Source organism: Pseudarthrobacter leeuwenhoeki, from assembly GCF_055412885.1.
In genome coordinates this window covers 215676-240596 of sequence record NZ_JBVAYY010000002.1, presented here as the reverse complement: position 1 = coordinate 240596, position 24921 = coordinate 215676, and the positions used below count along the sequence as shown (strand labels likewise).

The following is a 24921-nucleotide window of genomic DNA, read 5'->3' as shown; positions in this document are numbered from 1 at the left end:
TTCAGTAAACAGCGCACTGATGTCCCCACCCTGGTTCAGTCGTCGTCGGCCCGGCCGTATTCGCGGTCCCAGAGCTCATGCAGTTCGGCATCCTTCCGGAGTGACCTGACTGTCTCCAGTTCGGCGGGCTGGCTGTGCTGCCACTCCAGCCGGTTCAGCGCCCTCCGCCCGTTGTCCAGCAGCAGGAGCGCCCGGTCCGTCAGGGCATCGCTGCGGAGCGTGAAGTCGGTCGCGCGTCGGCGCAGGACCTCCTGCAAGGCGGCACGGGCGGCAGCATTGACACCAAGTCTCCGCAGTGAGCGCGCCCGCACCAGGAGCAGCGCCGCCGAGAGGTCGTCCCCATTGAGCAGCCCTTCCGTGTCCGCCACGACGTCCGCATCCCGTCCCAGCGAGGCGGCCAGTGTGCAGCGCGCCAGTGCCATCGGCAACGACGGCGGCAGTCCGTCCAGCGCCGCCAGGGCGGCTTCCCTCTGGCCCGTCTCGCGCAGCGAGTGGGACAGCGCCAGGAACACCGCCTCCTCGCTGAACAGGACCGGAACCTCGACCCGCTCGGCGACGGACACCCGGGTGATGACACGGGCCAGATACGTGGAGGCGTAGCGGTTCGCGTCGTCGTCGTTCCTGGTCAGCAAGCCGCGCTGGAGCAGCTCGGCAGCGCGCAGGTGGCCGCCCTGGGCGTAGCTCAGCAGCCCGGCCATCAGGTAGCACAAACCGGCCCACCCGGGGTAGGCATGCGCCAGGGCGATGAGCCGGTCCGGGTCGGAGCTGCTGAAGATCGCGGCGTGTACGGCTTTCGCCGCCTTGCCCGGGGCCCTGCCGCCCACTTTTCCGAGCCGGGGCGCGCCACCCTCCGCGGGCAGGGCGCCGCGGGTCCGCCCTGCCAGGACTCCCGTCACCACCCCGCCCACACCGTCGGCGAGGCCGCGGACAGGCGTCCGGATGACCGGCGTACGGAACGGCGCCAGGTCGCGCAAATCGCGGTACAGGACTGGGCGGGGTGCGGATTTTCCTGGTCCGGCGCTCATACATCCATGCTAGTAGGCGCCGGGAGGCTGCGGGCAGACTAGGCCGCGGCCGAAATCCACACCCCGATCACCCAGGTGCTGCCGGCGAGGCAGGCGAGTCCGAACTCGACGATCATGCCCAGCCCGGTGGCCTTCAGGGCAGCCCAGCTGGAGGCCGCGGCGGTGCCGATGGCCCGGGTGCGGTGCAGTTCGCTGAGCAGCAGGCCGGCGGCGAAACCGACGAACAGACCCACCACCGGAATGATGAACATCCCGACGACACCGAAGACCAGCCCGGCCGCAACCGAGCGGCTGGGAATGCTGTGCTGTTTGAGTTTACGGCCGGTCAGGACCGCACTGGCGGCCATTCCGGCCAGGACGAAGACCATGCCGATCCCGAACACCACCCAGCCGGTGGTTCCGGCGCCGCCCCAGATGGCCCAGGCCAGCAGGCTCAGTCCGATCAGGAAGCTGCCGGGTAGTACCGGGATGACGGTGCCGGCCACACCGACCAGGATGGCGAGGCCGCACAGGATCGTCACAACAGTCTCGGGGTTCATCGCCCCAGTCTATGGCGCCATGGCCTGTGTTCAGGCTCGCCCGGGCCCCGGCCGGCACAGAAAAAACGGCGACGGCGCCGCATCCCCAAGGAAGCGCCGCCGTCGCCGTCTGTTCAGCTGTGGCTACTCGGCGACAACCGCCGCGGCGACGGCGGCGGACACTGCCGGCGCTACCCTCGGGTCCAGCGGGCTGGGCACGATGTAGTCGGCGGAAAGGTCCTCGTCGGCCAGGGCGGCGATGGCGCGGGCCGCAGCCAGCTTCATCGCCGGCGTGATCCGGCGGGCGCCGGCGTCGAGGGCTCCGCGGAAGATGCCCGGGAACGCGAGGACGTTGTTGATCTGGTTCGGGAAGTCGCTGCGGCCTGTGGCGACGACGGCCGCGTACCGGCGTGCGACCTCGGGCAGGACTTCGGGATCCGGGTTGGACAGGGCGAACACAATCGAGTCCTGGCTCATGAGCTTGAGGTGTTCCTCGGCCAGCTGGGAGGAGGAGACCCCGATGAACACGTCGGCGTCCAGCAGGGCGTCGGCGGGTCCGCCGGAGACGCCGCGCGGGTTGCCGCTCCTGGCCAGCTGGGCCTTCTTGCTGGCGGGATCGGCGGCGATGTCCGCACGCTCGCTGTTGATGACCCCGCGGGAGTCCAGCAGCACAATGTCGCTGATACCGGCGGTGAGCAGCATCTGCGCGACGGCGATCCCGGCGGCACCGGCGCCCGAGACGACAACGCGCAGCTTCTCGAGCCCGCGTCCGGTCACCTTGGCGGCTCCGGTGAGGGCTGCGAGGACGACGACGGCCGTGCCGTGCTGGTCATCGTGCATAACCGGGCAGTCGAGGGCCTCGATGAGCTTCTCCTCAAGCTCGAAGCAGCGCGGCGCAGAGACGTCCTCAAGGTTGACGGCGCCGAAGCTCGGGCGCAGCCGGACGAGGGTCTCCACGATCTCGTCGACGTTGGTGGTGTTGAGCACCAGCGGGATGGAGTCGAGCTCGCCGAAGGCCTTGAACAAGGCTGACTTGCCCTCCATCACGGGGAGCGAGGCGCTGGCGCCGATGTCGCCAAGGCCGAGGACCGCCGTGCCGTCGCTGACGACGACAACGAGGCGCTGGGCCCAGGTGAGGGTCTTGGCGAGTTCCGGGTTGGCCGCGATGGCGCGGCTGACCTGGGCGACGCCGGGCGTGTAGGCGATGGACAGGTCGCGCTTGCTCGCGAGCGGCACCGTGCTGGAAATCGACAGCTTGCCGCCCTGGTGGGCTGCAAAAATTACCTCGTCGCTGAGCGCTGCTGCAGGCTCGGGGGACGTGGCGTCGGAGGGTTTAATCGTTTCAATGGACACTTCGTTGTCTCCTGGGACTCACCGTGGGCGCACGGCACATGGAAGCTCAAGCACAGGGGTGCTTGAGATGGTCTGGGGAACGTCGGTGCCGACCCAGGGTTGGTGGGTCTGCGGTGAAGCTCCGGGCACTGCATGCGGGTGTGCCGCTCCGGTTCTGCAATGGTAAACAAAACGGCCGGCCGTGATGTGTCCTGCGACACGCGCCCGTGGCTGGTTAAACGTTTATCCAGCCCTAAAGGGGGCCTGGATCGCAAAATGGTGCCACTGCCGCCCACTAAATTATCGGAGTGGTCTAGACCAGTTACGCCGACGGGCCCGTGCATGTCGGCAGAAAACGCGCCTTTGAGTCTTCCCCGGACTCGGAGAGGGCCAGCCGACGGCAGCGGACAGACCGGACCAGTCCGGTGGACCATCGGCTGTGGCAGCGGCTCCGGAGCGGACCACGGAGTCCAGGCCCCTGCGGGCGAACCCGGCGGCGTCGTCGCGGGTCCGGTCCTAGTCGACGCCCTTGATTTTGACCACGAACACGGCCCCCAGCAGCCCGATCACGGCAGCCGCCAGATACAGCGAGACGTAGCCTCCCCACAGCGTCACGAAGGGAAATGCGATGAGCGGAGCCAGCACCTGGGGCAGGGAGTTGGCGACGTTGAGGACTCCCAGGTCCTTTCCGCGGCTCAGTGACGTCGGAAGCACCTGGGTAATGAGGGCGAAATCCACCGCCAGGTAGCAGCCGAAGCCGATTCCCAGCACCGAGGCGCCCAGCAGTGCCCCGGTCCAGTTCGGTGCGAACGCCAGGATCAGCGAGGCCGCCGCGATGATGACCGAGGAGATGATCACGAGCGGCTTCCGCTTCCCCATCCGGTCGCTCAGCCGCCCGCCGACCACACTGGTCACCATCACCATCACCGCGTAGAGGCCGGTCAGGACCAGTACGCCGAACTCCGGCGCGATGCCCTGCGTCTCCTGAAGACGGACGGCGTCCGTGAGGAAGAAGAGCAGGTAGAGGGTGACCATGTGGTTGCCGATGTTCACCAGGAGCCGGGTCAGCCAGGCCCAGGCGAAGTCCGGGTAGAGCACCGGGGAAATCCAGAAGCCCTTGGCGAAGCCGGCCAGGCTGAATGGCGGGCGTGCCCCCGGGGGGAGCGGGGCGTCGTCGTTCTTGAAGAAATACAGCACGACGCCGGCGAGCAGCGCCACGGCGCAGACCAGGTAACCGACGGCGAAGTTCCCGGTTACCGCTGCGGCGATCACCGCGCCGATGAGGATACCGACCGTCTGGCCCATGGCGGCCAGGCCGCCCACGGTGCCGCGCTGGACCACGGGCACGCGGTCCGGGATGGCCGCGGTAACGGCGGCATAGGCCCCGTTGCAGCCGGCCTGCACGAGGCACCAGAGCAGCGCCATGATGGCAACGCTCGGCGCCCCGGCGAGCGCGATCAGGGCAGCGGCGCCGAGGACCGCCCCGAAAAGGACCCAGGGCACGCGGCGGCCCAGGCGTGAGGTGGTGCGGTCGCTGAACGCACCGAACAAGGGATTGGCCACGAGGGAGACCGCCGCACCGGCGCCGGTCACGAGGGCGAGGATGGCCTCCTTGTCGCCTTCGCTGAACGCTGCGGCCTGCTGGCCGAGGAGCACCTGGAGCGGGGCGAAGAATGCCGCGTTGATGCCCACGTTGACGAGGACGACGCCGGTGACCCAGATGGGGCGGACTGCCCGTTCGGGCTCTGCGAGCGCCACCGCCGCCGGGCTTCCCGCGGCGAGGCTGCCGCGGGCTGGGTCCGGCGCTGGTCCGGCTAGATCGGACAGGCTCATGTAATTTGGTTCCCCCGGAAACGGCCGACGCACGCTGAAGTTGAGTGTGGAGCCAGACTATCGTGGGGATCACGATAAGCCGCCGAGGGAAAAGTTGAATTCCGGCTCGACAAGTGGCCCGGCAAAGTATTGTCAATGTTATCCGCGCAACTCCACTCCGGAGAAAAGCCCACATCACTCATTCCTGGGGGAATGCATTTTGCTGCTAAAAGCGTCGGGCAGCGCTGCCCGCACCAGGGCCGCGGGACTGGCAATTGCAGCCGCCATGGCGCTCACCGGCTGCAACGCGGGATCGGCCAGCGATGAAAAGAATGCTGCCGGGCCGGCCTCGAACTCCGCAGGCGGGCAGGCAGTCGCAGTCCGTGTCGTTGACGGAGATACGTTCGAGGCCTCCCCTCAGGGCGAACAGAAGACGGTCCGGCAGCTCAACGTGGACACACCAGAGACCAAGGATCCCAAGGCGCCCGTCGAGTGCATGGGTCCGGAGGCCACGAAAGTTCTTGAACAGCTCCTGCCGGTCGGCTCCAAGGTCACGCTGGACAAGGAACCGCTGGGCAAATACGGCCGAACCTTGGCAGGCGTCTTCGACTCAAGTGGAAAACTGGTCCACGCCGAGGTCGCGCGGACGGGCTTCGGAGTTCCTGTCTTGTTCGAACCCAACAGGAAGTTCTATCCGCCGGTCGTCGCGGCGTTCGAGGATGCCCGCACGAGAGGTGCCGGCCTCAACTCGGTTGAAATTCCCTGCCTGCCCGCCCAGCAGATCGAACAAGCAGCCAAGACTGTTGAACCGATCGTGGCCGCACCGCTTGCTGAGGCTGCCGTTGACCTTGATGAGAGCCGTGCAGGGCTGGTCGCCGCACTGGCCGCGGTTGCCGCCCTCAAGGCCGCCGCGAACGCCAAGAGCCATGTCCACTGGGCCGCTTACACGGCAGCCCAGCTGACCGCGATGGTGAACAGGATGGATACCGCTGCCGACGCAGGGGACGCGCACAAAACTGCCATTGGCGCGCAGAAGGAAAACCTTGCGGAGGCCGCCGCCGCCGAGTCTGCCCGACAAGTGGCGGAAGCTTCTGCCGCAGCGGCGGCTGCGGCTGAAGCTGAACGGCTTCGAAACCTCCCGCCCGTTCCGCCACCGTATGTTCCGCCAGCCTATGTCCCTCCGGCCTACGTGCCTCCGGCAGCCCCGGCCCCGCGCCCAACCCGTACCCGGGATACAACGGTCCTCGTTGCTATGCCCCCGGAGGCAAGACCTGGACACCGTGTAAGAAGAGGTAGCTTAGGGACCGGAGACTCGTGGATTCTGATGAATCATCGAGTTTCGGTGACACCGTTCGCACCAGCAAGAGGAGACCCGATGGCCGCATCCGCCGTTAATACCGCCGATCTCTACGACGAGCGGGGGGAGGAACTCGACTCCGTGGCACTGCAGTTCCAGTCGCTCGGCGGCAACACGCACTTCAGCGGCCCGGTCCGGACCATCCGCTGCTTCGAGGACAATGCCCTGGTCAAGTCCACCCTCGCCACCCCCGGGGACGGCGCCGTCCTGGTAGTGGACGGCGCCGGCTCGGTGCGCACGGCCCTGATGGGGGACCTGATCGCGGCAAGCGCCGTCGCGAACGGCTGGGCCGGCGTCGTCATTAACGGCGCCATCCGCGACCGGACGGCCATCGCCGGACTGCCGCTCGGCGTGAAGGCGCTGGGCAGCAACCCGCGGAAGAGCGCCAAGGCAGGCGCCGGCGAGAGTGACGTCGAACTGGAGATCGACGGCGTACTCTTCCGGCCCGGCGCGATGATCTGGTGCGACCCGGACGGGATCCTCATCGAGCGGTAACACGCCGACGTGAGACTTCGCGCCCATGATGTTTCGAATCATGGGCGCGAAGTCTCACTTCGGTGTCCATCCCCGGGACAGAAGGGCGCGCCGGACCCTGCCGACGACAGCGGGGCGCTCCCCCGTCAGGTCGTCCGTCGAGACCCTCACCTCGGCCCAGCCCAGCAGGTCCGTGGTCCGTGCACGGCGAATGTCGCGCTGGTGCTGACCGGGCTCACCATGGTGGACCCCGTCATACTGCAGCGAGACCCCGAACGCCGGATAGGCCGCATCCGGCCACAACTCCGGGACTCCCGCCGGGCCCCAGACCACGATGTTGAGCTCCGGTTCCGGCAGGCCGCCGCGGACTACGGCCAAGCGCAGATGTGTCTCCGGCGGGGAATCCGCACCGACGCGCACTAACCCGAGGGCTTCCCGCGCCCTCCGGATGTTCCGGGCTCCGGGGTGTTGGAGCAGCATCCGGTGCAGCGACTCGATGCTCGACAGGGCTGCCCGGGGCGAGGGGAACTCCGGACCGTGTTCGGAGACCAGGGAATCCCCGGCAGCCACGAGATCGTCCAGCGGCAGAGTCGCAGCCAGGTCCAGGAAGGTGCGTTCGGGCGAGGTCACCCGGACGCCGTCGAGCATCACTACATCCCCTGGCCGCAGCGCGAGGCGGTGTCCCGCCACGTTCGCCCGTTTCGGGATGCTGCCGCCCCGCGGCCGGGCAAGGTGGATCCGCCAGTCCCCGTCTGCCCACAGCGGGAGGCCTACGCGCCATATCCGCGCCGCGGTGAGGTGGCAGAGCGCGGTGTAGTCGTCGAGTTGGCAGTATGCCCTCAGAGCCGCCGCGCCCTGTGCGCTGCTGCCGGCCGGGACGCGGATACCGCGGGACACGGTGATCAGGTCCCGGGCCCGGGTGCGCTTCCGGGGGATCCCGGCCGCATCGGCAGCCAGGACGGAGAACGAACCGTCCGCCAGCAATGTCGGGAGCTCAAGTCGGCGCATTCCCTCATCATGATGGGATTCCGCGCCGGTCGCTCAAGTTATCCCCAGCTTGCCTCCACCTGTCCTCCACAGTTCCTGGACCCCTTCTGCCGAGGTGAGAGTTCGCGCCCATGGTTGGACCGGACATGGGCGCGAAATCTCACCTCGGCGCACGACGACGCCTTCCGCCCGCGGTGCCTGCAAACTGTATGTTTCGTCTCACTTTTGGCCCTGCGACATGCACCGCTCTGGCTCCGGTGTAAAACTTGGTAGCTGTGGCCGCAGGCCGTCGAATGCGAAATGCCGAGGGAGCCGGATGACAACCACCCAGGACCAGACCGTAGCCAGGATCCCCCAACGGGTCATTTGGCTGGCCGTGGCGGGCGCCGTGGGCGGCTTCCTCTTCGGCTTCGACTCCTCAGTGGTCAACGGCGCCGTCGACGCCATCAAGGACGAGTTCGCGCTGAGCGAGGCCGTGACCGGGTTCGCCGTCGCAGTGGCCCTCCTTGGCTGCGCCGCGGGTGCCTATCTGGCCGGCAGGGTCGCCGACCGCTACGGCCGCATCCCGGCGATGAAGATCGGCGCGCTGCTGTTCCTGGTCAGTGCCATCGGGACCGGCTTCGCCTTCAGCGTGTGGGACCTCATCTTCTGGCGTCTCGTCGGTGGCCTGGGCATCGGCCTGGCCTCCGTGATCGCCCCGGCCTACATCTCCGAGATCTCCCCGCGCCATGTCCGCGGCCGCCTGGCATCGCTCCAGCAGCTCGCCATCACCACGGGTATTTTCGCGGCCCTGCTCTCGGACGCCCTGTTCGCCAACTTCGCCGGCGGCGCCGGCGAAGTTCTCTGGTTCGGTATCGAGGCCTGGCGCTGGATGTTCCTCGCCGGCGCCGTACCCGCCGTCGTTTACGGCTGGATCGCCTTCACCCTGCCCGAGTCGCCGCGGTTCCTGGTCTTCCAGGGCAAGGACGAGGAAGCCCTGAAGATCTTCCAGTCCATTGCCCCGAACGAGGACACGGACCGCCACCTGCGCGACATCAAAAAGGCCATCGAGGAAGACAAGGTGGCGGGCCAGAAGGGCTCCCTGCGCGGCAAGGCGTTCGGCCTGCAGCCGGTGGTGTGGATCGGCATCATCCTGTCGGTGCTGCAGCAGTTCGTCGGCATCAACGTGATCTTCTACTACTCCACCACCCTGTGGAAGGCCGTCGGTTTCCAGGAGAAGGACTCCCTGACGATCTCCGTGGCCACCGCCATCACGAACATCCTCGTGACGCTCGTGGCGATCGCCCTCGTGGACCGGATCGGCCGCCGGCCCATCATGCTTGCGGGTTCCATCGGCATGGCCGTCTCGCTGGGCACCATGGCCCTCGCCTTCGGGTCGGCCACCGGCACCGGCGACGCGATTTCACTGCCCGGCGCCTGGGGCCCGGCCGCCCTGGTGGCCGCCAACGTCTTCGTGATCAGCTTCGGCGCCTCCTGGGGCCCGCTCGTCTGGGTGCTGCTGGGCGAGATTTTCCCGTCCCGGATCCGTGCCCGCGCCCTGGGCCTCGCCGCGGCCGCCCAGTGGATCGCCAACTTCGCGATCACCCTGAGCTTCCCGGTCATGGCGGCGGCCTCCCTGCCCCTGACCTACGCCATGTACGCGATGTTCGCGGCGGCGTCGTTCTTCTTCGTGAAGTTCAAGGTCCCCGAGACCAACGGAATGTCCCTGGAACACGCAGAGACCCTCTTCGTCCCGAAGGGCTCCGCGAAGGATTCCATCAACGCCTGAGCCGGGGAGCCGGGGAGCACCGCGGCGCACGCTTCCGCCTCTCGAGGTGACAGATAATGCCCATGTTTCGGGGAAACATGGGCATTATCTGTCACCTGGGCGGGTAGGGGCGCGCTGTGCTTCGGCGATTCAGGAAACGGACTGAACAGCAGTCTTGGCCTCGTCCACCAGGGCGGAGACCGCCGCGAACAGCGGGTGGTCCGGGGCTAGGCCCGTGATCTTCGCGGCGGCCTCGTCGGCGCTGGAGGAGGCCAGGATCTGCCCGAGCTCCACGGCCCCGGCGTCGGCCGGGTCGTTGAAACGCAGGGCTGCGGCGATCGCTCCGAGCAGGGCCTCCGGCACGATCCCGCGTTCTGCGAGCTCCGCTGCCGGACCGATGAAGCGTTCGTGCCGGCTGAGCTTGCGCAATGGCGCCCGGCCCACCCGGATAACGGTGTCCGGCAGGTACGGGTTGGAGAAGCGGCCCAGGATCTTCCGGACATAGGCTTCCTGCTCGTCACGGTTGAAGCCGTGCTTGGCCACCAGCAGCTCTTTGGTTTCGTCCAGGACGGCGCGCACATCGGCGGCGACGTCCTGGTCGGCCATGGCCTCGGAAATCTTCCCGAGACCGGCCTCAAAACCGAAGTACGCTGCGGCGGCATGCCCGGTGTTCACGGTGAACAGTTTCCGCTCGATGTACGGCTCCAGGTCATCCACGAAGGTGGCCCCCGGAATGACCGGCACCGCATCACCGAACGGTGTCCGGTCGATGACCCATTCGTAAAAGGTCTCCACCGTGACGTCCAGGCCCTGCCCGGCTTCCTGGTTGGGCACGATCCGGTCCACCGCCGTGTTCGCAAACGCGGCGGCAGCGTCCAGGGAACCCGCGGCAGGGTCCCACTGCCCCGATACTTCGGACTTCAGGATGTCCGTGGCATTGATGGCGTTCTCACACGCCATCACCTGCAGCGGAGCGAGCCCGGCCGCCCTGGCAGCGATCCCCCTGGCGATCACCGGTGCCACGAACTTGAGGATATGCGGCCCCACCGCGGTGGTGACGATGTCTGCCGTCGCAATCTCCGCAACGACCTCCGCTTCCTGGCTGCCGGAGTTCAGCGCGCGGAAGTTCTCCACGGTGCGGACGGTGGGGTGCTCCCCCACCTCGTGGACCCGGTAGCTGTCCGCGGCGGCCAGCTGGGCGATCAGGTCCCCGGCGACATCCGCGAACACCACCTCATACCCCGCGTCGTGCAGCAGGAGCCCCACGAATCCGCGCCCGATGTTTCCGGCTCCGAAATGAACAGCTTTCACTATGAATTAACCTTTCCGAAGAGGGCGAGGACTTCCTCGACCGTGGTGGCCGCCTCAAGCTGTGCCACCTGGGCCTTGTTGGTGAAGACCTTGGCGATGGAGGACAGGATGTGCAGGTGCTCGTTGTTGATGCCGGCGACGCCGACCACGAACTTCACGTCCTTGCCGTTCCAGTCGATGCCGTCCGGGTAGCGGATCACGGAGACCGCGGACTTCAGAATGTGGTCCTTGGCGGCATTGGTGCCGTGCGGGATGGCGAGGAAGCTGCCCATGTAGGTGGACACGGATTCCTCGCGTTCGTGCATGGCGTCCAGGTAGCCGGCGTCGACGGCGCCGCGGTCCAGCAGGAGCCGGCCGGCCTCGTCGATGGCGGCGTCGCGGGTGGTGGCCGTGCCGTTCAGCACGACGCTTTCCGCCACAAGGATGCCGGCGGGGCCGGTTTCCTCGGGAGCTTCGGGCGTTGCCGGGGTGGCGGCCGGGGCAGCCGCCGGCGCGGCGGCCGGAGCGTGGGTTCCAATGTCCGTATTGCTTGACCTGACCAGCTCCACGATCTCGTCATAGCGCGGGCTGTTCATGAAGTTGTCCACCGATACGTGCACGGCGCTGGCGGTGGCCGGTTTGGCCCGCTCCGTCAGGTCCTGGTGCGTGATGACGACGTCGTAGGTGTCGCTCAGGTTCGCGATCGCGGAGTTGGTGACCAAGACACCCGGGAAGCCGGCAGCCTTGAACTTGTTCCGCAGCACCGATGCGCCCATCGCGCTGGAACCCATACCGGCGTCGCACGCGAAGACGATGTTTTTGACCGGGCCGGCGAGGACTGCGATGCCGCCGGCGGCAGCACCGGCGGCGGCACCGGAACCCGTGAGCAGGGAGGACACAGAACTCTTCTTGCCCTTCATTTCCTCCATCCGGACGGTGGCGGCCCCGAGGGCCTCTTCCTCGGTGGCGCCCACCGGCGTCTTGCTGGCCTTGAGGATCACCGAGGCGATCAGGAAGGATACGGTGGTGGCGAACAGTACGGACAGGGTCACGCCGACGTAGCTGTCGCGGGCGGTCGCCGCGTAGACGGCGATGATGCTGCCCGGGGCTGCCGGTGACCGGAGCCCGGCACCGGTGACAACCAGGGTGAAGATGCCGGTCATGCCGCCGCCGATTGCGGCGAGGATCATGATGGGCTTCATGAGCACGTACGGGAAATAGATCTCATGGATTCCGCCGACGAACTGGATCAGGGCTGCACCCGGCGCCGACGCCTTGGCCAGTCCCGTGCCGAAGATCGAGTAGGCGAGCAGGATTCCGAAGCCCGGACCGGGGTTGGCTTCGAGCAGGAACAGGATGGACTTGCCCTCCTCCAGCACCTGTTGTGTCCCCAGGGGCGTGAGGATGCCGTGGTTGATGGCGTTATTCAGGAACAGGACCTTCGCGGGCTCGATGAAGATGCTCGTGAAGGGCAGCAGGCCGTTGATGACGAGGAACTCGACGACGGCGCTGGCCCCGTCGCTGAAAGCCTTCACCACCGGGCCGACCACGAACAGGCCAACGACCGCCATTCCGGCGGCGAGGATGCCGGCCGAGAAGTTGTCGATCAGCATTTCGAAGCCCGGTTTGACCCGGCCTTCCCAGAGTTTGTCCAGCCTCTTCATGAGCCAGGCCGTGAGGGGGCCCAGCATCATGGCACCGATGAACATGGGAATGTCCGTACCAACGATGACGCCCGTGGTGGCCACCGCTCCCACGACGCCGCCGCGCACGCCGTAGACCATGCGGCCGCCGGTGTAGCCGATCAGGAGCGGGAGCAGGTAGGTGATCATCGGCCCAACAAGCTTGGCGAGCTCCTCGTTGGGCAGGAAGCCCGCCGGGATGAAGAGGGCCGTGATGATGCCCCAGGCGATGAACGCGCCGATGTTGGGCATGATCATTCCGGACAGGAACGTCCCGAATTTCTGGACGCCCACCCGCACGCTGGTTCGGGGTTTCGCAACTGTCTCTGTTGCCATGTGATTTCCTAACCGCCATTCCTGCTGCACGGCAGGATGGTCCAATAATTTCGCGAAAATTAGCTGGTGGAGCTTGTGGAGATCCGGTGGAGCCATTCGAGGAAGAGCTTGAGTTCCGAACTGGAGAGCTGGTCCGAATGCGATGCCTGCAGTGCAGCGTTCAGGGCTATCGCCGCCACCACCACTGACGATTTCCCGGACGCTTGGGGACCGCTGTTCTTGGCCTGTTCCGAGGACACCGCAAAGATCATGGCGTCGCGGGTCATGGTGGACAGCTCAAGGTTGCGCTCTGGCGCCTTTTCCGTGATCAGCATGAGTGTCACGCCGACGTTGGCGGCCAGGATGCTCCTGGCTGCTTCCCGCGGAGGGACGTTAAGTTGCCCGGCGACGGCGGCCTTGTTCAGCATTTCCTCCATCAGGCCCTCGGCGTCGGCGACGACGGCCGGGCGGCTCTCGGGGCGGATGTTGCCGAACATGACCAGGTACAGTTCCGGCTGCTTGAGCCCAAACTGCACGTGGTTGTCCCAGAGCCGCCGGATATCCTCCAGCGGCTGTCCTGACGGTGCGAAGTCGCGTTCGCCCGCCACATACTCCTCAAAACCTGCCGCGACGACCGCGTCGAACAGCCCTTCCTTGTCACCGAAGTGGTGATAGAGGGTCGGCGCGGTGACCCCGGCCCGCTGGGTGATCTGGCGGGTGGAAACCGTGCCCCCGGCGGAGTTGGCGAGCAGTTCAGCCGCCGCACGCAGCAGCCGTGTCTTGGGCGGAGGCTGGCCATCGAAACTCATAACCGCTACCCTAGCACCTATAGCAACGCTATATGAAGTGCATCACATACACTTTTTCCAGGTACCGGGATCGGACGGCCGGCTCCGGCGGCGCCTGACTCACCGGCTTACCGGCCCACGGCAGAGAATGAGGACCTTCAGTGCAGAACTTCCCAGGAGTAGGCGTCAGCCCCGGCCGCATCATCGGAACCATCCGCCAGATGCCCAAACCCGTCAGCGAACCGCCCGCCGGGGAGCAATTGCCGGCAGGCGTCACGGCCGATGAAGCGACTGCGGCACTGAAGACGGCGGCGAAGGCTGTCCACGATGAGCTGAAGGTCCGGGCCGGGACGGTCAGCGGCGACGGCAAGGCGGTCCTGGAAGCCACGGCCCTGATGGCGACGGACACGATGCTCCTGAAATCCGCTGCCAAGCTGATCGGCCGCGGCACCTCCGGCCAGCGTGCCATCTGGGAAGCCGGTGCCTCCGTCTCGGAGATGCTGCACAACCTGGGCGGCTACATGGCGGAGCGGGCCACCGACGTCCTGGACGTCCGGGCCCGGATCGTGGCCGAACTGCGCGGCGTCCCGGCCCCGGGCATCCCGTCCTCCCTCACCCCGTTCATCCTGATCGCCGAGGATCTCGCCCCGGCGGACACCGCCACCCTGGATCCGGAGAAGATCCTGGCGCTGCTCACCGCCGGCGGCGGACCGCAGTCCCACACCGCGATCATTGCCCGCTCGCTGGGCCTTCCCGCCGTCGTGGCCGCAGCCGGCGTCGACCAGCTTCCGGACGGCACGGAGGTTTATGTGGACGGCGCCGCAGGCCTCATCAGCGTGGACCCGGATGACTCGCAGCGCGCCGCCGCCGACCACTGGGCTGCCACCGCCTCGCTGCTGGCGGACTTCGACGGCACCGGCGCGACGGCTGACGGCCACCTGGTACCGCTGCTCGCCAACGTCGGCGGGGGCAAGGACGCCGTGGCCGCCGCGAAGCTGAACGCGCAGGGGGTGGGGCTGTTCCGGACCGAGTTCTGTTTCCTGGAGCGGGACACCGAGCCCACTGTGGACGAACAGGCCGCCGCGTACAAGGGCGTCTTCGATGCGTTCCCGGGCAAGAAGGTGGTGCTCCGGACGCTCGACGCCGGCGCGGACAAGCCGCTGCCCTTCCTCACCGACGCCACGGAGCCCAACCCCGCACTCGGCGTCCGCGGGTACCGCACCGATTTCACCACGCCGGGTGTGCTGGAACGCCAGCTGCAGGCCATCGCCCGGGCCGAGCAGGAGTCCGGGGCCGACGTCTGGGTGATGGCGCCGATGATCTCCACCGCGGAGGAGGCCGCCCGCTTCGCCACGCTGTGCACCGAGGCCGGGATCAAGACCCCCGGAGTCATGGTGGAGGTTCCGTCCGCGGCGCTCACGGCCGAGGCCATCCTCCGGGAAGTGGCCTTCGCAAGCCTGGGCACCAACGACCTCACCCAGTACGCCATGGCCGCCGACCGCCAGCTCGGCCCGCTGGCGGCGCTGAACACGCCGTGGCAGCCCGCCGTGCTCCGGCTTGTCGGACTGACCGTGGAAGGTTCCGCCGCGGAGGGCCACCACAAACCGGTCGGTGTCTGCGGCGAGGCCGCCGCGGACCCGGCCCTCGCCGTCGTCCTCACCGGGCTCGGCGTCTCGACCCTGTCCATGACAGCCCGATCCCTCGCCGCCGTGGCGGCCGTGCTGAAGACCGTCACCCTGGCCGAGGCGCAGGAACTGGCCAAACTGGCCCTCTCCGCACCGAGCGCCACCGAGGCCCGCGCCTGGGTCAGGGCGAAGCTGCCGGTCCTCGAAGAGCTCGGGCTGTAGCGCCGCGACAGGCAGAGGCAGTGTGCGGCTGATCCGGGGCGCTAGGATGCACTCCATGACACTGATTGCTCCCCGGGTGACGGCCCCCCTTCCGGCTGAGGACGCGCAGAAACTCCGGTACGCCCTCAACGGCAGCGACGACATCACGGTGTTCGTCGACGGCACCGTCCACCGGCTGCCGCCCCAGGCACGGGACGCCGTCGTGGACCTGCTGGCGCGCTTCAGCCGGGGTGAAGCGGTGACGGTCAGCAGCGTCGAGGAAATGCTGACCACGTCCCGGGCGGCCGAGCTGGCCGGGATCTCGCACACCTATCTGCGGAACATGACGGACCGCGGCGAAATCCCGGTGGAATACCGGGGCACACACCGGCGGATCCGGCTCGCCGACGTCATGGCCTGGCTGGACAAACAGAAGAAGAACAGTACCGCGGACGTAGCTCCGGGCCACGGGGATGACGGTGCCGCGGATGCTTCGTGACGGCATGATAAGGATCAAACAACGATCCCGGGCCTTCGCGGAAACGCGGAGAAGGCCGGGGTTACGCTTGGCTTGTGCGTAAGTTCAGAGGGTGGCACATCGTGGCCGGCATTGCCGCCATGGTGCTCACGGGCATCCTCGGAAACTCCATGGGGCTGAACAATACGGCAGCCTTTATGTCCAGCTGTGTTGCGTTTGTGGCCGTCTCCATGTGGATGGACAACCGGATCTCGCTCCGCAGGAGAGAACGAGCGCGTGAGACGGCGAGAGAAAGAGCGCGGGAAACCGCGCAAGGGACGACGCTGGCGGCCGAGCAGCCCAAACGCGAGGGCCGCGGTTCCTGAGACTGCCGGCCCTAGATCCTGGGGCGGGCCGCCCAGCGCCGGGCCTTCAGCGCCGCGTGGAGTTCCAGCCGCACCATCCCTTTGAGCGGGTCGACGCCGAGCAGCTGGCGGATCCGGCCCAGCCGGTTGTAGATGCTGCTCCGGTGCAGGTGCAGCTTATCCGCCACTTCCTGGACTGATCCGTCATTGTCATAAAACAGCTCCAGTACCGGCAGCAGCTCGTGGTTCCGGTCGTGGTCCTCCAGAAGGCGGAAATAGACCGAGCCAGCGTCCGCCCATGCCCCCGCCCCGCCGCCGGCCGAGGCCAGCAGCTGGTAGATCCCGGTGGCGCGGCAGTCCACGAGTTCTCCCAGCTGGGGATCCACCGCAGCGGCCTGTGCGGCCTGCCGTGACTGTCGGTACGCATCGGCAAGTTCCCGGGGCCGCGCGAAGCCCTCGGAGGTTCCCAGGATGATCCGGTGGACCGGCCGGCCGGTCCGCTTGGCCAGCTCCAGCTGGTAATGGACCAGCACCTGGGCATGGTTCGCGCGGCCGGTCGACTCCCTGAACAGGACGACGGCGTGGGTCTCCGTGCCGGCGCTGAACAGTGTGGCGTCCACGCCGATAGTGGCCTGCAGCGCGGCGGAGCGGTGGACCAGCGTAGAAGCGATCGGGTCCGAGCCTTCCGCCCAGCCGTCTGCATCCAGTACGGTCACCAGCTGCCAGGGTCCGCGCCCCTGGACTTCCTTCCAGCCAGCCACGGCCGCGACGGCGTTGGACTCGCCCCGGCAGGCGGCCAGGAATTCCTGTTCGCGGCGGCGGCGGAACTCGGATTCGGCCGTGTTGGACTCCAGCAGCAGGGCCGAGAGCTTCTCCAGCTCGCCGGCCACCTCGGGCAGTTGCGCGAGGACCGTTGTCGCGTTCGGCTCATCGGCGCCGAGCTGGACCCAGAGGTAACCCACCCGGAAGCCCCGCACCAGCAGGGGTACGCAGACGCGGCCCAGCATCCCAAGCTCCGCGTTGGCAGGAACGACCACCGGGCGGACCGCCATGGCGATCCCGTGCGAGAGCTGCCAGGCGCTGACGTCCACCGGAACTCGCTTGCTGAGCAGGAAATTCACCCGGACCCGGTCGGCGTGCGACTGGTTGGAGCTGTAGGCGAGCAGCTGGCCGTCGAGATCCTCGAGTGAGAGCCCGCGGCCCAGTTGCAGTGCGACCTGCTCCACAAGCTGTTCGACGTCCTGCTGGTGCATGCTGCAACACTACTGCCGATGCTGCCTCCGCTGGAAACGCCGCGGCGAACACCACCCCAACGAACAGCAGGCGACACCTGACGCCTGCCGGGTCGACAAATGTCCAGCCCGGTATTTGGTAAAGCGCGGATTTCCGCGAGAAGCGGCCACTGCCGCGGGACAGCGCCTGTCGCTTGCCTCACAGCCGGATCTATTCTGGAAGTACGACTTTCCCGCATTCACCCAGGCCCACCGGGCCGCCAAGGACTGGAGCCCCCACATGATCATCGGTGTCCCCAAAGAGATCAAGAACAATGAATTCCGCGTCGCCATCACAGCTGCGGGCGTGCACGAATTCCGCACCCACGGCCACTCGGTCCTGGTGGAGCGCGGCGCGGGCCTGGGCTCGGGCATCACGGACGAGGAGTACGCCATCGCCGGCGCCGAGATCGTCGTCGACGCCGATGACGTCTGGTCCCGCGCGGACATGGTCATGAAGGTCAAGGAGCCGGTCAAGTCCGAGTACCACCGCTTCCGCAAGGGCCTGGTCCTCTTCACCTACCTGCACCTGGCTGCCGAGCCGGAGCTGACACAGGAGCTCATCAACTCCGGCGTCACCGCCATCGCCTACGAGACCGTCCAGGAGGGCCGCACCCTGCCGCTGCTCGCCCCGATGTCCGAGGTTGCCGGCCGTCTCTCCGTCCAGGTCGGCGCCACCTCGCTGATGGCTCCGGCCGGCGGCAAGGGTGTGCTGCTCGGCGGCGTACCGGGCGTCCGCCCCGCCAAGGTCGTTGTCCTCGGCGCCGGTGTTGCCGGCACCAACGCCGCCGCCATGGCCATCGGACTCGGCGCCGACGTCACCATCCTGGACATCAACATCAACCGCCTGCGCGAACTGGACGCCCAGTACCAGGGCCGCCTGAAGACCGTGGCGTCCAACGCGTACGAGATCGAGAAGACTGTGGTGGACGCCGACCTGGTGATCGGCTCCGTGCTGATCCCGGGCGCCAAGGCCCCGAAGCTGGTCACCAACGAGCTCGTTGCCCGGATGAAGCCCGGCTCCGTGCTGGTGGACATCGCCGTGGACCAGGGCGGCTGCTTCGAGGACACGCACCCCACCACGCACCAGGAACCGACGTACAAGGTGCACAACACGATCTTCTACTGCGTCGCCAACATGCCGGGCGCCGTTCCGAACACCTCCACCTACGCGCTGACCAACGTCACCCTGCGCTATGCCGTCGCCCTGGCCAACCTGGGCGTCAAGGCCGCGTTTGAACGTGATGCCGCCCTCGCCGCCGGCCTCAACATCGCCGGTGGCAAGGTGGCGCACCGCTCGGTCTCCCAGGCACACAACCTGCCCCTCGTCGCCGACTGGCACGAGCTGGTCTCCGCGTAGCCAGCCGGTCCCGGCTTAGCCAGCACGGCACCGGCTGCTCCGATACCGCCCTTTGGGACCCCCAAAACGGCGGTATTGGAGCAGCCGATGGTGTTTTAAGCCAAGGACCGGGCCTGCTCAATCAGCCGCAGCACCTCCACCGGGCCCGCCGGATCCACCGGGACCGGCAGCGCCGAGGCCGCCCCGCCGTCGTGGATCTTCGCCGCCAGGATCCGGTAGAACTCCGGGTAGGCGCCACGCTCGGTGGGCAGCCGGTCGAGGTGACCGTCCCGGCCCAGCAGCCCGGCCCAGTTCCGGTCTTCGACGCCGTAGTCCGGGTCCAGCGGGCTGCCGCCCGCCACAATGAACGGCTCCTGCGGGTCAACGCCATGCTTGGTGAAGCCGCCCGCGCTGCCCAGCAGCCGGAACCGCGGTCCCTGCTGGGCGCAAAGCGTATTCATCCACAGATGGCTCGTGACGCCGGATTCGTGCCGCAGGGCCAGGAACACGTCGTCGTCGGTCAGCCCGCCGGGCCGCCGGGCATCCAGTTCCGCGTGCGTGAGGGTGGCGGGGCCGAACAGCTGTACGGCCTGGTCCAGCAGGTGGGTGCCGAGGTCGAGCAGCACCCCGCCGCCGCCCTCCGCCGTCGCTGCCGCCTTCCAGGCCTTGGCGACCGCCGGGGACCAGCGTTCGAAGCGGGATTCGAACCGCGTCAGGGTGCCGAGCACGCCGCTGTCCACCAGGCCCCGGAGGGTCAGGTAGTCGCCGTCCCAGCGCCGGTTTTGGAAGACTGTGAGCACGCGTCGCAGCTGCGCCGCGAGCCGGATCAGCTCCTCGCCTTCGGCGCTGCGCACGGTGAACGGCTTGTCGACGACGACGTCGAGCCCGGCTTCCAGCGCGGCTTTCGCGAGCGGGTAGTGGGTAGCCGGCGGGGTTCCCAGGACCAGCAGGTCCAGTTCGCCGGCGAGCTCCAGGATGTCCGCCGGGGTATCCACCAGACGGATGCCGGGATACCGGGCGGAGGCGGTCGCCTGCCTGCCGGCGTCGGAGGTGGAAATCACCTCGACGGAAAAGGCGGGGTCGGCGGCGAGCAGCGGGGCGTGGAAGACGCTGCCCGAGAGGCCGAAGCCGGCGACGGCCGCGCGGATGGGCCGGGCGGAGTCTGTTGTCATGGTCCCACGCTACCCCGGGCGCATTCTGAGTCCCCGGGTTAAACGGCGAAGGCCGGCACCCCCGCCGATGGGGGTGCCGGCCCTGACTGCTTGCGGAGCTGCCTAGCTGGGGACTACTTCTTTTCCCAGCCGATGGTGGTCCAGTCCGGAACCTGGGACAGGCTCTTGAACAGGGACGGGCCGTAGTTGGCCAATCCGGTGCGCACGAAGGAGATCTGCGGACCGTTCATCACAACACCCATGGAGAAGTACTTCTCCATGTGCTTCCTTTCAACTTCCATGGCTGCCTTGTTCCGCTCATCGTTGTCGGCGATGGTGGAGAGGTTCTTGATCTCAGCGTCCAGTTCGGCGTCGCCCAGTTCGTTCTCATTCGTCTTGGAATCGTAGAACTGCTTGACGGAGTCGGTCGCGTCAGGGCCCACGGTGTAGCCGGAGACGGACATGAAGAAGTCGCGGCTGCCCAGGACCTTGCCGAAGTCGGCAGAAGCGCGCTGGTCGATGCCAACATCCATGCCGCCGGCCTTGAGCTGGTTCTGCAGGGTCTGCGCGAAGGCCAGGGTGGTGGGATCGTCACCGAAGTTGCTGATCTTGAACGCGGCCGGGACGCCGTCCTTTTCCATGATGCCTGCGGCGTTGGCCGTGTAGCCGGCGTCCGTGAGGACCTTCTTGGCGGCCTCGGCGCCGGTCTCCTTGACCGGGTAGTTGTCCTGGTAGTACTTGGAGAACGGCAGCAGCATCATCGATCCGGAGCTGGTTTCTTCCCAGTTCAGGCCGTTGAAGCGGACCTTGCGCAGGGCCTCGCGGTCGACGGCAGTGAAGACCGCCTTGCGGATGGCGGCGTCGGTCATCGGCGCCTTCTGCGCGTTGAGGTTCAGGCCGCCGGCGAAGAGACGCTGGCCGCGGCGGATCTCGGAGTCCTTGGTGCCGTCGAGCTGCTTGTACGGGGTGATGGTGTTGGCGGACACACCGTCGATTTCACCGTTCTTGAAGGCGGCGATCTGGGCGCTGGTCTCAAGCTGGCGGAAGATGACCTTCTCCAGGACCGGTTTGGTGCCCCACCACTTGTCGTTCTGGGCGAGGGTGACCGTCTTGGCGGCGCTGTCATACTGGTCCAGCTTGAACGGCCCGGCCATCCATTCCGGGTGCATGTCGCCGGTGAAGCCTTCGTTGAAGATCGCCGGGGTGTTCACGGCCGGGTGCACCAGGCCGGTAAACAGGGCATCCAGCGGGTAAACCGGCTGGGTGGTGGTGACAACAACTTCCTTGTCGCTGGCACCGGCCTTGACGGATTCAACGAATTCGTACGCGCCGGAGCTGACGATGTCGATGTCCTTGTTCTCACCCTTGAGCATGTTCCAGGTGTTTTCGAAGGCCTTGACGTCGATCGGCGTGCCGTCGTTGTAGGTGGCCTTCTCGTTCACCTTGATGGTGATGGTCTGCTTGCCGTCCTTGACGTCGCTCTTGACGTCTTCGCAGAAATCCTTGTTCGGCGTGGCGGCGCCATCGAAGTCGAAGTTCCAGCAGCCCCAGGTGCCGGCCTGGTCGATAGGACGGTGCAGGGCGGTGTTGTCCGCGCTGTTGCCGTTGTTGGAGAACCCGTTGAAGTCCGGCCCGATGTTGCCCAGCGGCAGGGTGACGGTGCCGCCCGGCTGCAGGTCCTTGGCTTCCTTCGCGTTGATGCTGACCAGCTTGGCCAGGTCACTTCCCGCGTCCTGGCCCTTGGCGGTCTCGGGACCCTTTGCAGCGCCGCCGCCACCGCCACAGGCGGTCAGCGTAAGCGCTGCAACGACGGCGGTAACGCCGCCGATCTTGGTCAGATTCTTCATGTGTTCCCCTTCATTTCTTTTGGTGCGAGTTGTGATGCGTGAGACTGGCAGGTCAGGTGGTTTCGTGGACAACGAGCATGTCCGCGACCAGTTCGCCGTCCGGATAGAAACAGGCAAATTGCTGGTCTGTGGAAGCCCCGGGGGCGGCCCGGCGGCCGGTGGCGGCCGGATGTCCGGGGGCTCCGGCGCCGGCGGCCGCCAGGGAGTCCGTGACTGTCAACAGTCCGGGCTCCTGGGTCAGGCACTTCTCCTGCTTTGCCGCCGGCAGTGCCGCGAAGACCGGGCAGCGCGTGGCGAAGTTGCAGCCCGCCGGCGCCTCGAGCGGCGAGGGTAAATCGCCCTGCAGGATGATGCGTGCGCGCGTGCGTTCCAGGACCGGGTCGGGGACCGGAATCGCGGAGAGCAGGGCCCGGGTATAGGGGTGGCGCGGATTGTCGAAGACGCTGTCGACGTCGCCGATCTCCACGATTTTGCCCAGGTACATCACGGCCACCCGGTTGGAGATGTGCCGCACCACGGACAGGTCGTGGGCCACCATCAGGTAGCTCAGCCCGAGCTCCGCGCGGAGCTGGTCCAGCAGGTTGATGACGCCGGCCTGGACGGACACGTCCAGGGCGGACACCGGCTCGTCCAGGACCACCAGTTTGGGGTTCACGGCGAGGGCGCGGGCGATGCCGATGCGCTGGCGCTGGCCGCCGGAGAACTGGTTGGGGAAGCGGTTGACGTGGTCCGGCTGGAGGCCCACGAGGTCCATCAGCTCCATGATCCGCTTCCGGATCGCAGGTTTGGCCATGCCCGCGTTCTCGAGCGGCTCGGACAGCACTTCAAAGACGGTGAAACGCGGATCGAGGGCGCCGGTGGGGTCCTGGAACACCATCTGGAGTTCCTTGCGCATGGCGCTCTTAGTCTTCGCGTCGGAGGCTTCCTTGTTGCTGAGGCCGCCGATGACCACCTCACCGTCCTGGTCCTTATGGAACTCCATAATTTCCAGCAGGGTGGTGGTTTTGCCGCAGCCGGACTCGCCGACGATCGAGAAGCACTCGCCCTCGCGGATGTCGAAGCTCAGCCCGTCAACCGCCTTGACGGTGCCGATCCGGCGTTTGAGCAGGGCGCCCTTCATCAGCGGGAAGTGCTTCCTGACGTCCCTGAGCTCCAGCACGGTCCGGCGCTCCTCGCGCGGGATCGCGTCAAAGCGTGACACCGGAACGGCCGGGGCCTGGAAGATCTCGCGGACGTCCACTTCGAGGCCGAGGGAATCGGTCTTGATGCAGGCGGCCTGGTGCGGCAGGCCGCCGTCCAGGTTGTCTCCGGCGACGGGCCACAGCTCCGGCTCGCCCTTAAGGCAGGAGTCGCTGGCCAGCGGGCAGCGCGGCGCGAACGAACAACCCGTCGGCGGGTGGATGAGGTTCGGCGGGATGCCCTCGATCGGTACGAGCGAGGACTTCTCGGCCACGTCAACGCGCGGCACCGCGCCAAGCAGGCCCATCGTGTAGGGCATCCGGGGGTTGTAGTAGATGTCATCGACGCTGCCGGTCTCCACCGGCTTGCCGGCATACATCACCATGATCTCGTCCGCCATGCCGGCGACGACCCCGAGATCGTGGGTGATCATCACAACGGCGGCGCCGGTTTCCTCCTGCGCGGTGTGCAGCACCTCGAGGACCTGCGCCTGGATGGTGACGTCGAGCGCCGTCGTGGGCTCATCGGCGATCAGCACGCGCGGGTTGTTCGCGATCGCGATTGCGATCATAACGCGCTGGCGCATGCCGCCGGAGAACTCATGCGGGAAGGCCTTGATCCGGTCTTTGGGGCTGGGGATGCCCACCATGCCGAGAAGCTCGACGGCGCGCGCTTCCTTGGCCTGCTTGCTCATGCCGGGGTTGTGGACCGTTAGCGCCTCGATGATCTGGTTGCCTACCGTATAGACCGGGGTCAGGGAGGACAGCGGATCCTGGAAGACCATGGCGATGTCGTTGCCGCGGTGCCGGCACATGGCCTTGTCGCTGAGTCCCAGCAGTTCCTTGCCCAGAAGCCGGACCGAACCAGTGATCTCAGCCGTCGGGGGCAGCAGGCCCAGGATGGCCATGGAGGTGACGGACTTTCCGGAGCCCGATTCGCCCACGATGCCCAGCGTTTTGCCGGGGCGCAGGTCAAAGTCGATGCCGCGGACGGCGTGCACCACCCCGTTCTCCGTATTGAAGCGGACGAACAGGTCCCTGACGGAGAGCACGGCATCCGCCGGGGCATCACCTGCGGCGTGCAGCCCGGCGACGTGGAGGCGCTCGACGGCGGAGAGGCCGGCGGACCCGGTGCTGGCGGTCATTTCGTGGCTCATGTGGTCTTCTTCTGTGCGGTCTGTGTCATGCCGGACTCACTCTTCTGGGGGCCGCTCTTCCTGGCGCGGCCAACGGAGCTCGAACTGGGATCGAACGCGTCACGCAGCCCGTCGTTCATCATGGCGAGCGAACCGGTCAGCAGGAACATGATGGTCAGCGGTACCCAGAACATCCACGGGAAGGTGGAGACCTGGGAGGTGGCCTGCCCGATCAGCACACCCAGGCTGACGTCGGGGACTTTGATGCCGATCCCGATGAAGGAGAACGCAACCTCGGCCAGGATCGCTCCGGTGATACCGCGGGTGATGTCCAGGACCAGCAGCGAGCCGATGTTCGGGACAAGGTGGCGCCAGACGATGCGCCGCGGCGGAATCCCCATGTACTGGGCCGCCTTGACGAAGTCGCGCGTCATGAGGGACATCGAGAGCGAGCGGATGAGGCGGGCCGTGCCCATCCAGCTGAAGACCAGCAGCACCATGATGAGCAGGAGCCAGCTGGGCAGGGACTGCTGCAGTCCGTTGCCGCCGCCACTCGTGGCGACCGCGACGACCAGCAGGGCCGGCATCATGATCAGGGCTTCGAGGACGAACAGCATGACCTTGTCCACCTTCCCGCCGAAGTAGGCCATGGTGCAGCCGTACACGGCCGCGATGAGGACCGAAACGAGCCCCACGACCAGGCCGATGAGGATCGAGATCCGGGTGCCCTCCACGGTCAGGGCATAGAGGTCGATCCCGGCCTGGGACGTGCCCAAAGGGTGCTCGGCCGACGGCGGCATGCCGATGTTGAACGGGTCGATCGTCTCCTTGTCCCAGCTGGTAAAGAAGCCGCCCACGAAGGAGAACAGGGTCAGTGCCAGGAAGATGACCAGGCCGACGACGGCCGTCTTGTTGCGCAGGAACCGGCGGAGGATGATCGAGGACTTCGCGATGACGACGTCGTTGTTCTCGATTTTTGCCTCGCCGGCGGCGGCCGGATCGATGGTGTTGAGGTTTGTCATGG

At 67.1% G+C, this 24921-nt stretch carries 19 protein-coding genes and 1 pseudogene; 7 read left to right on the top strand and 13 right to left on the bottom strand.

Annotated features, from left to right (window positions below):
- Positions 1–35 precede the first annotated feature (35 nt).
- From ACZYX4_RS02800 to ACZYX4_RS02785, 4 genes are all read right to left on the bottom strand, one after another.
- Positions 36–1025: a hypothetical protein gene (locus ACZYX4_RS02800; protein WP_463873507.1), complete on the bottom strand. Its 990-nt coding sequence runs from the start codon at positions 1023–1025 to the stop codon at positions 36–38.
- 38 nt (positions 1026–1063) lie between these two features.
- Positions 1064–1564, bottom strand: a complete 501-nt coding sequence (locus tag ACZYX4_RS02795; protein ID WP_463873505.1) for a DUF456 domain-containing protein — start codon at positions 1562–1564, stop codon at positions 1064–1066.
- Positions 1565–1687: 123 nt separating this feature from the next.
- Entirely contained in the window at positions 1688–2896 is a 1209-nt protein-coding gene (locus ACZYX4_RS02790; protein ID WP_463873504.1) for an NAD(P)-dependent malic enzyme, read from the bottom strand.
- A gap of 495 nt (positions 2897–3391) precedes the next feature.
- Positions 3392–4708 carry an MFS transporter gene (locus ACZYX4_RS02785; protein WP_463873502.1) on the bottom strand — a complete coding sequence of 439 codons (1317 nt, stop codon included), beginning with the start codon at positions 4706–4708 and terminating at the stop codon, positions 3392–3394.
- A 265-nt stretch (positions 4709–4973) separates the two neighbouring features.
- On the opposite strand from ACZYX4_RS02785, the pseudogene ACZYX4_RS02780 reads away from it, so the two are divergent.
- Both ACZYX4_RS02780 and rraA read left to right on the top strand, forming a co-directional pair.
- A pseudogene (locus ACZYX4_RS02780) lies at positions 4974–5420 on the top strand (thermonuclease family protein); the annotation flags it as partial.
- A gap of 642 nt (positions 5421–6062) precedes the next feature.
- The gene (gene rraA, locus ACZYX4_RS02775; protein WP_463873584.1) at positions 6063–6539 is read left to right on the top strand and encodes a ribonuclease E activity regulator RraA; all 477 of its coding nucleotides are present in this window, start codon (positions 6063–6065) and stop codon (positions 6537–6539) included.
- 54 nt (positions 6540–6593) lie between these two features.
- Here rraA and ACZYX4_RS02770 read toward each other — a convergent pair whose 3' ends face one another.
- Positions 6594–7526, bottom strand: coding sequence for a hypothetical protein (locus tag ACZYX4_RS02770; protein ID WP_463873500.1), 933 nt, complete (start codon positions 7524–7526; stop codon positions 6594–6596).
- A 295-nt stretch (positions 7527–7821) separates the two neighbouring features.
- Between ACZYX4_RS02770 and ACZYX4_RS02765 the strand changes: the two genes are divergently transcribed.
- A complete protein-coding gene (locus ACZYX4_RS02765) occupies positions 7822–9273 on the top strand; it encodes a sugar porter family MFS transporter (RefSeq protein WP_463873498.1) in 1452 nt (483 codons plus the stop codon).
- Positions 9274–9402: 129 nt separating this feature from the next.
- Here the strand turns inward: ACZYX4_RS02765 and ACZYX4_RS02760 are convergent, their stop codons facing one another.
- Genes ACZYX4_RS02760 through ACZYX4_RS02750 form a run of 3 tightly spaced genes read right to left on the bottom strand, consistent with a single transcriptional unit; the run spans position 9403 to position 13348 of the window.
- Positions 9403–10563 carry a mannitol-1-phosphate 5-dehydrogenase gene (locus ACZYX4_RS02760; protein WP_463873496.1) on the bottom strand — a complete coding sequence of 387 codons (1161 nt, stop codon included), beginning with the start codon at positions 10561–10563 and terminating at the stop codon, positions 9403–9405.
- A complete protein-coding gene (locus tag ACZYX4_RS02755; RefSeq protein WP_463873495.1) occupies positions 10563–12560 on the bottom strand; it encodes a PTS mannitol transporter subunit IICBA in 1998 nt (665 codons plus the stop codon). Before ACZYX4_RS02755 ends, ACZYX4_RS02760 begins: the two co-directional genes overlap by 1 nt.
- Positions 12561–12619: 59 nt before the next feature.
- A complete protein-coding gene (locus tag ACZYX4_RS02750; RefSeq protein ID WP_463873493.1) occupies positions 12620–13348 on the bottom strand; it encodes a TetR/AcrR family transcriptional regulator in 729 nt (242 codons plus the stop codon).
- A gap of 140 nt (positions 13349–13488) precedes the next feature.
- Here ACZYX4_RS02750 and ptsP point away from each other — a divergent pair, with 140 nt between their 5' ends.
- From ptsP to ACZYX4_RS02735, 3 genes are all read left to right on the top strand, one after another.
- Positions 13489–15174: a phosphoenolpyruvate--protein phosphotransferase gene (ptsP, locus tag ACZYX4_RS02745; protein ID WP_463873492.1), complete on the top strand. Its 1686-nt coding sequence runs from the start codon at positions 13489–13491 to the stop codon at positions 15172–15174.
- Positions 15175–15229: 55 nt separating this feature from the next.
- Complete coding sequence (locus ACZYX4_RS02740; protein ID WP_463873491.1) at positions 15230–15652, top strand: helix-turn-helix domain-containing protein; 423 nt, start codon at positions 15230–15232, stop codon at positions 15650–15652.
- A gap of 74 nt (positions 15653–15726) precedes the next feature.
- Positions 15727–15996, top strand: coding sequence for a hypothetical protein (locus ACZYX4_RS02735; RefSeq protein ID WP_463873489.1), 270 nt, complete (start codon positions 15727–15729; stop codon positions 15994–15996).
- 11 nt (positions 15997–16007) lie between these two features.
- Here the strand turns inward: ACZYX4_RS02735 and ACZYX4_RS02730 are convergent, their stop codons facing one another.
- Entirely contained in the window at positions 16008–17228 is a 1221-nt protein-coding gene (locus tag ACZYX4_RS02730; RefSeq protein WP_463873488.1) for a PucR family transcriptional regulator, read from the bottom strand.
- 259 nt (positions 17229–17487) lie between these two features.
- Here ACZYX4_RS02730 and ald point away from each other — a divergent pair, with 259 nt between their 5' ends.
- Positions 17488–18606 (top strand): alanine dehydrogenase, encoded by a 1119-nt coding sequence (gene ald, locus ACZYX4_RS02725; protein ID WP_463873486.1) that lies wholly within the window; start codon positions 17488–17490, stop codon positions 18604–18606.
- Positions 18607–18701: 95 nt separating this feature from the next.
- On the opposite strand, the gene ACZYX4_RS02720 is transcribed toward ald, so the two are convergent.
- From ACZYX4_RS02720 to ACZYX4_RS02705, 4 genes are all read right to left on the bottom strand, one after another.
- On the bottom strand, positions 18702–19757 hold the full coding sequence (locus ACZYX4_RS02720; RefSeq protein WP_463873485.1) for a Gfo/Idh/MocA family protein: 1056 nt from the start codon (positions 19755–19757) through the stop codon (positions 18702–18704).
- A 113-nt stretch (positions 19758–19870) separates the two neighbouring features.
- The gene (locus tag ACZYX4_RS02715; RefSeq protein ID WP_463873483.1) at positions 19871–21583 is read right to left on the bottom strand and encodes an ABC transporter family substrate-binding protein; all 1713 of its coding nucleotides are present in this window, start codon (positions 21581–21583) and stop codon (positions 19871–19873) included.
- A gap of 52 nt (positions 21584–21635) precedes the next feature.
- Positions 21636–23918 carry a dipeptide ABC transporter ATP-binding protein gene (locus ACZYX4_RS02710; protein WP_463873482.1) on the bottom strand — a complete coding sequence of 761 codons (2283 nt, stop codon included), beginning with the start codon at positions 23916–23918 and terminating at the stop codon, positions 21636–21638.
- A complete protein-coding gene (locus ACZYX4_RS02705; protein WP_463873481.1) occupies positions 23915–24919 on the bottom strand; it encodes an ABC transporter permease in 1005 nt (334 codons plus the stop codon). Before ACZYX4_RS02705 ends, ACZYX4_RS02710 begins: the two co-directional genes overlap by 4 nt.
- Positions 24920–24921: the final 2 nt, after the last annotated feature.

What these genes read in the sequence shown, in the direction of transcription:
- ACZYX4_RS02770 (WP_463873500.1), bottom strand. Translation starts at nt 7,526, where the DNA reads ATGCGCCGACTTGAGCTCCCGACATTGCTGGCGGACGGTTCGTTCTCC.
- ACZYX4_RS02740 (WP_463873491.1), top strand. Translation starts at nt 15,230, where the DNA reads ATGACACTGATTGCTCCCCGGGTGACGGCCCCCCTTCCGGCTGAGGAC.
- rraA (WP_463873584.1), top strand. Translation starts at nt 6,063, where the DNA reads ATGGCCGCATCCGCCGTTAATACCGCCGATCTCTACGACGAGCGGGGG.
- ACZYX4_RS02720 (WP_463873485.1), bottom strand. Translation starts at nt 19,757, where the DNA reads ATGACAACAGACTCCGCCCGGCCCATCCGCGCGGCCGTCGCCGGCTTC.
- ACZYX4_RS02765 (WP_463873498.1), top strand. Translation starts at nt 7,822, where the DNA reads ATGACAACCACCCAGGACCAGACCGTAGCCAGGATCCCCCAACGGGTC.
- ACZYX4_RS02795 (WP_463873505.1), bottom strand. Translation starts at nt 1,564, where the DNA reads ATGAACCCCGAGACTGTTGTGACGATCCTGTGCGGCCTCGCCATCCTG.
- ACZYX4_RS02710 (WP_463873482.1), bottom strand. Translation starts at nt 23,918, where the DNA reads ATGAGCCACGAAATGACCGCCAGCACCGGGTCCGCCGGCCTCTCCGCC.
- ald (WP_463873486.1), top strand. Translation starts at nt 17,488, where the DNA reads ATGATCATCGGTGTCCCCAAAGAGATCAAGAACAATGAATTCCGCGTC.
- ACZYX4_RS02785 (WP_463873502.1), bottom strand. Translation starts at nt 4,708, where the DNA reads ATGAGCCTGTCCGATCTAGCCGGACCAGCGCCGGACCCAGCCCGCGGC.
- ACZYX4_RS02705 (WP_463873481.1), bottom strand. Translation starts at nt 24,919, where the DNA reads ATGACAAACCTCAACACCATCGATCCGGCCGCCGCCGGCGAGGCAAAA.
- ACZYX4_RS02750 (WP_463873493.1), bottom strand. Translation starts at nt 13,348, where the DNA reads ATGAGTTTCGATGGCCAGCCTCCGCCCAAGACACGGCTGCTGCGTGCG.
- ACZYX4_RS02755 (WP_463873495.1), bottom strand. Translation starts at nt 12,560, where the DNA reads ATGGCAACAGAGACAGTTGCGAAACCCCGAACCAGCGTGCGGGTGGGC.
- ACZYX4_RS02730 (WP_463873488.1), bottom strand. Translation starts at nt 17,228, where the DNA reads ATGCACCAGCAGGACGTCGAACAGCTTGTGGAGCAGGTCGCACTGCAA.
- ACZYX4_RS02800 (WP_463873507.1), bottom strand. Translation starts at nt 1,025, where the DNA reads ATGAGCGCCGGACCAGGAAAATCCGCACCCCGCCCAGTCCTGTACCGC.
- ACZYX4_RS02715 (WP_463873483.1), bottom strand. Translation starts at nt 21,583, where the DNA reads ATGAAGAATCTGACCAAGATCGGCGGCGTTACCGCCGTCGTTGCAGCG.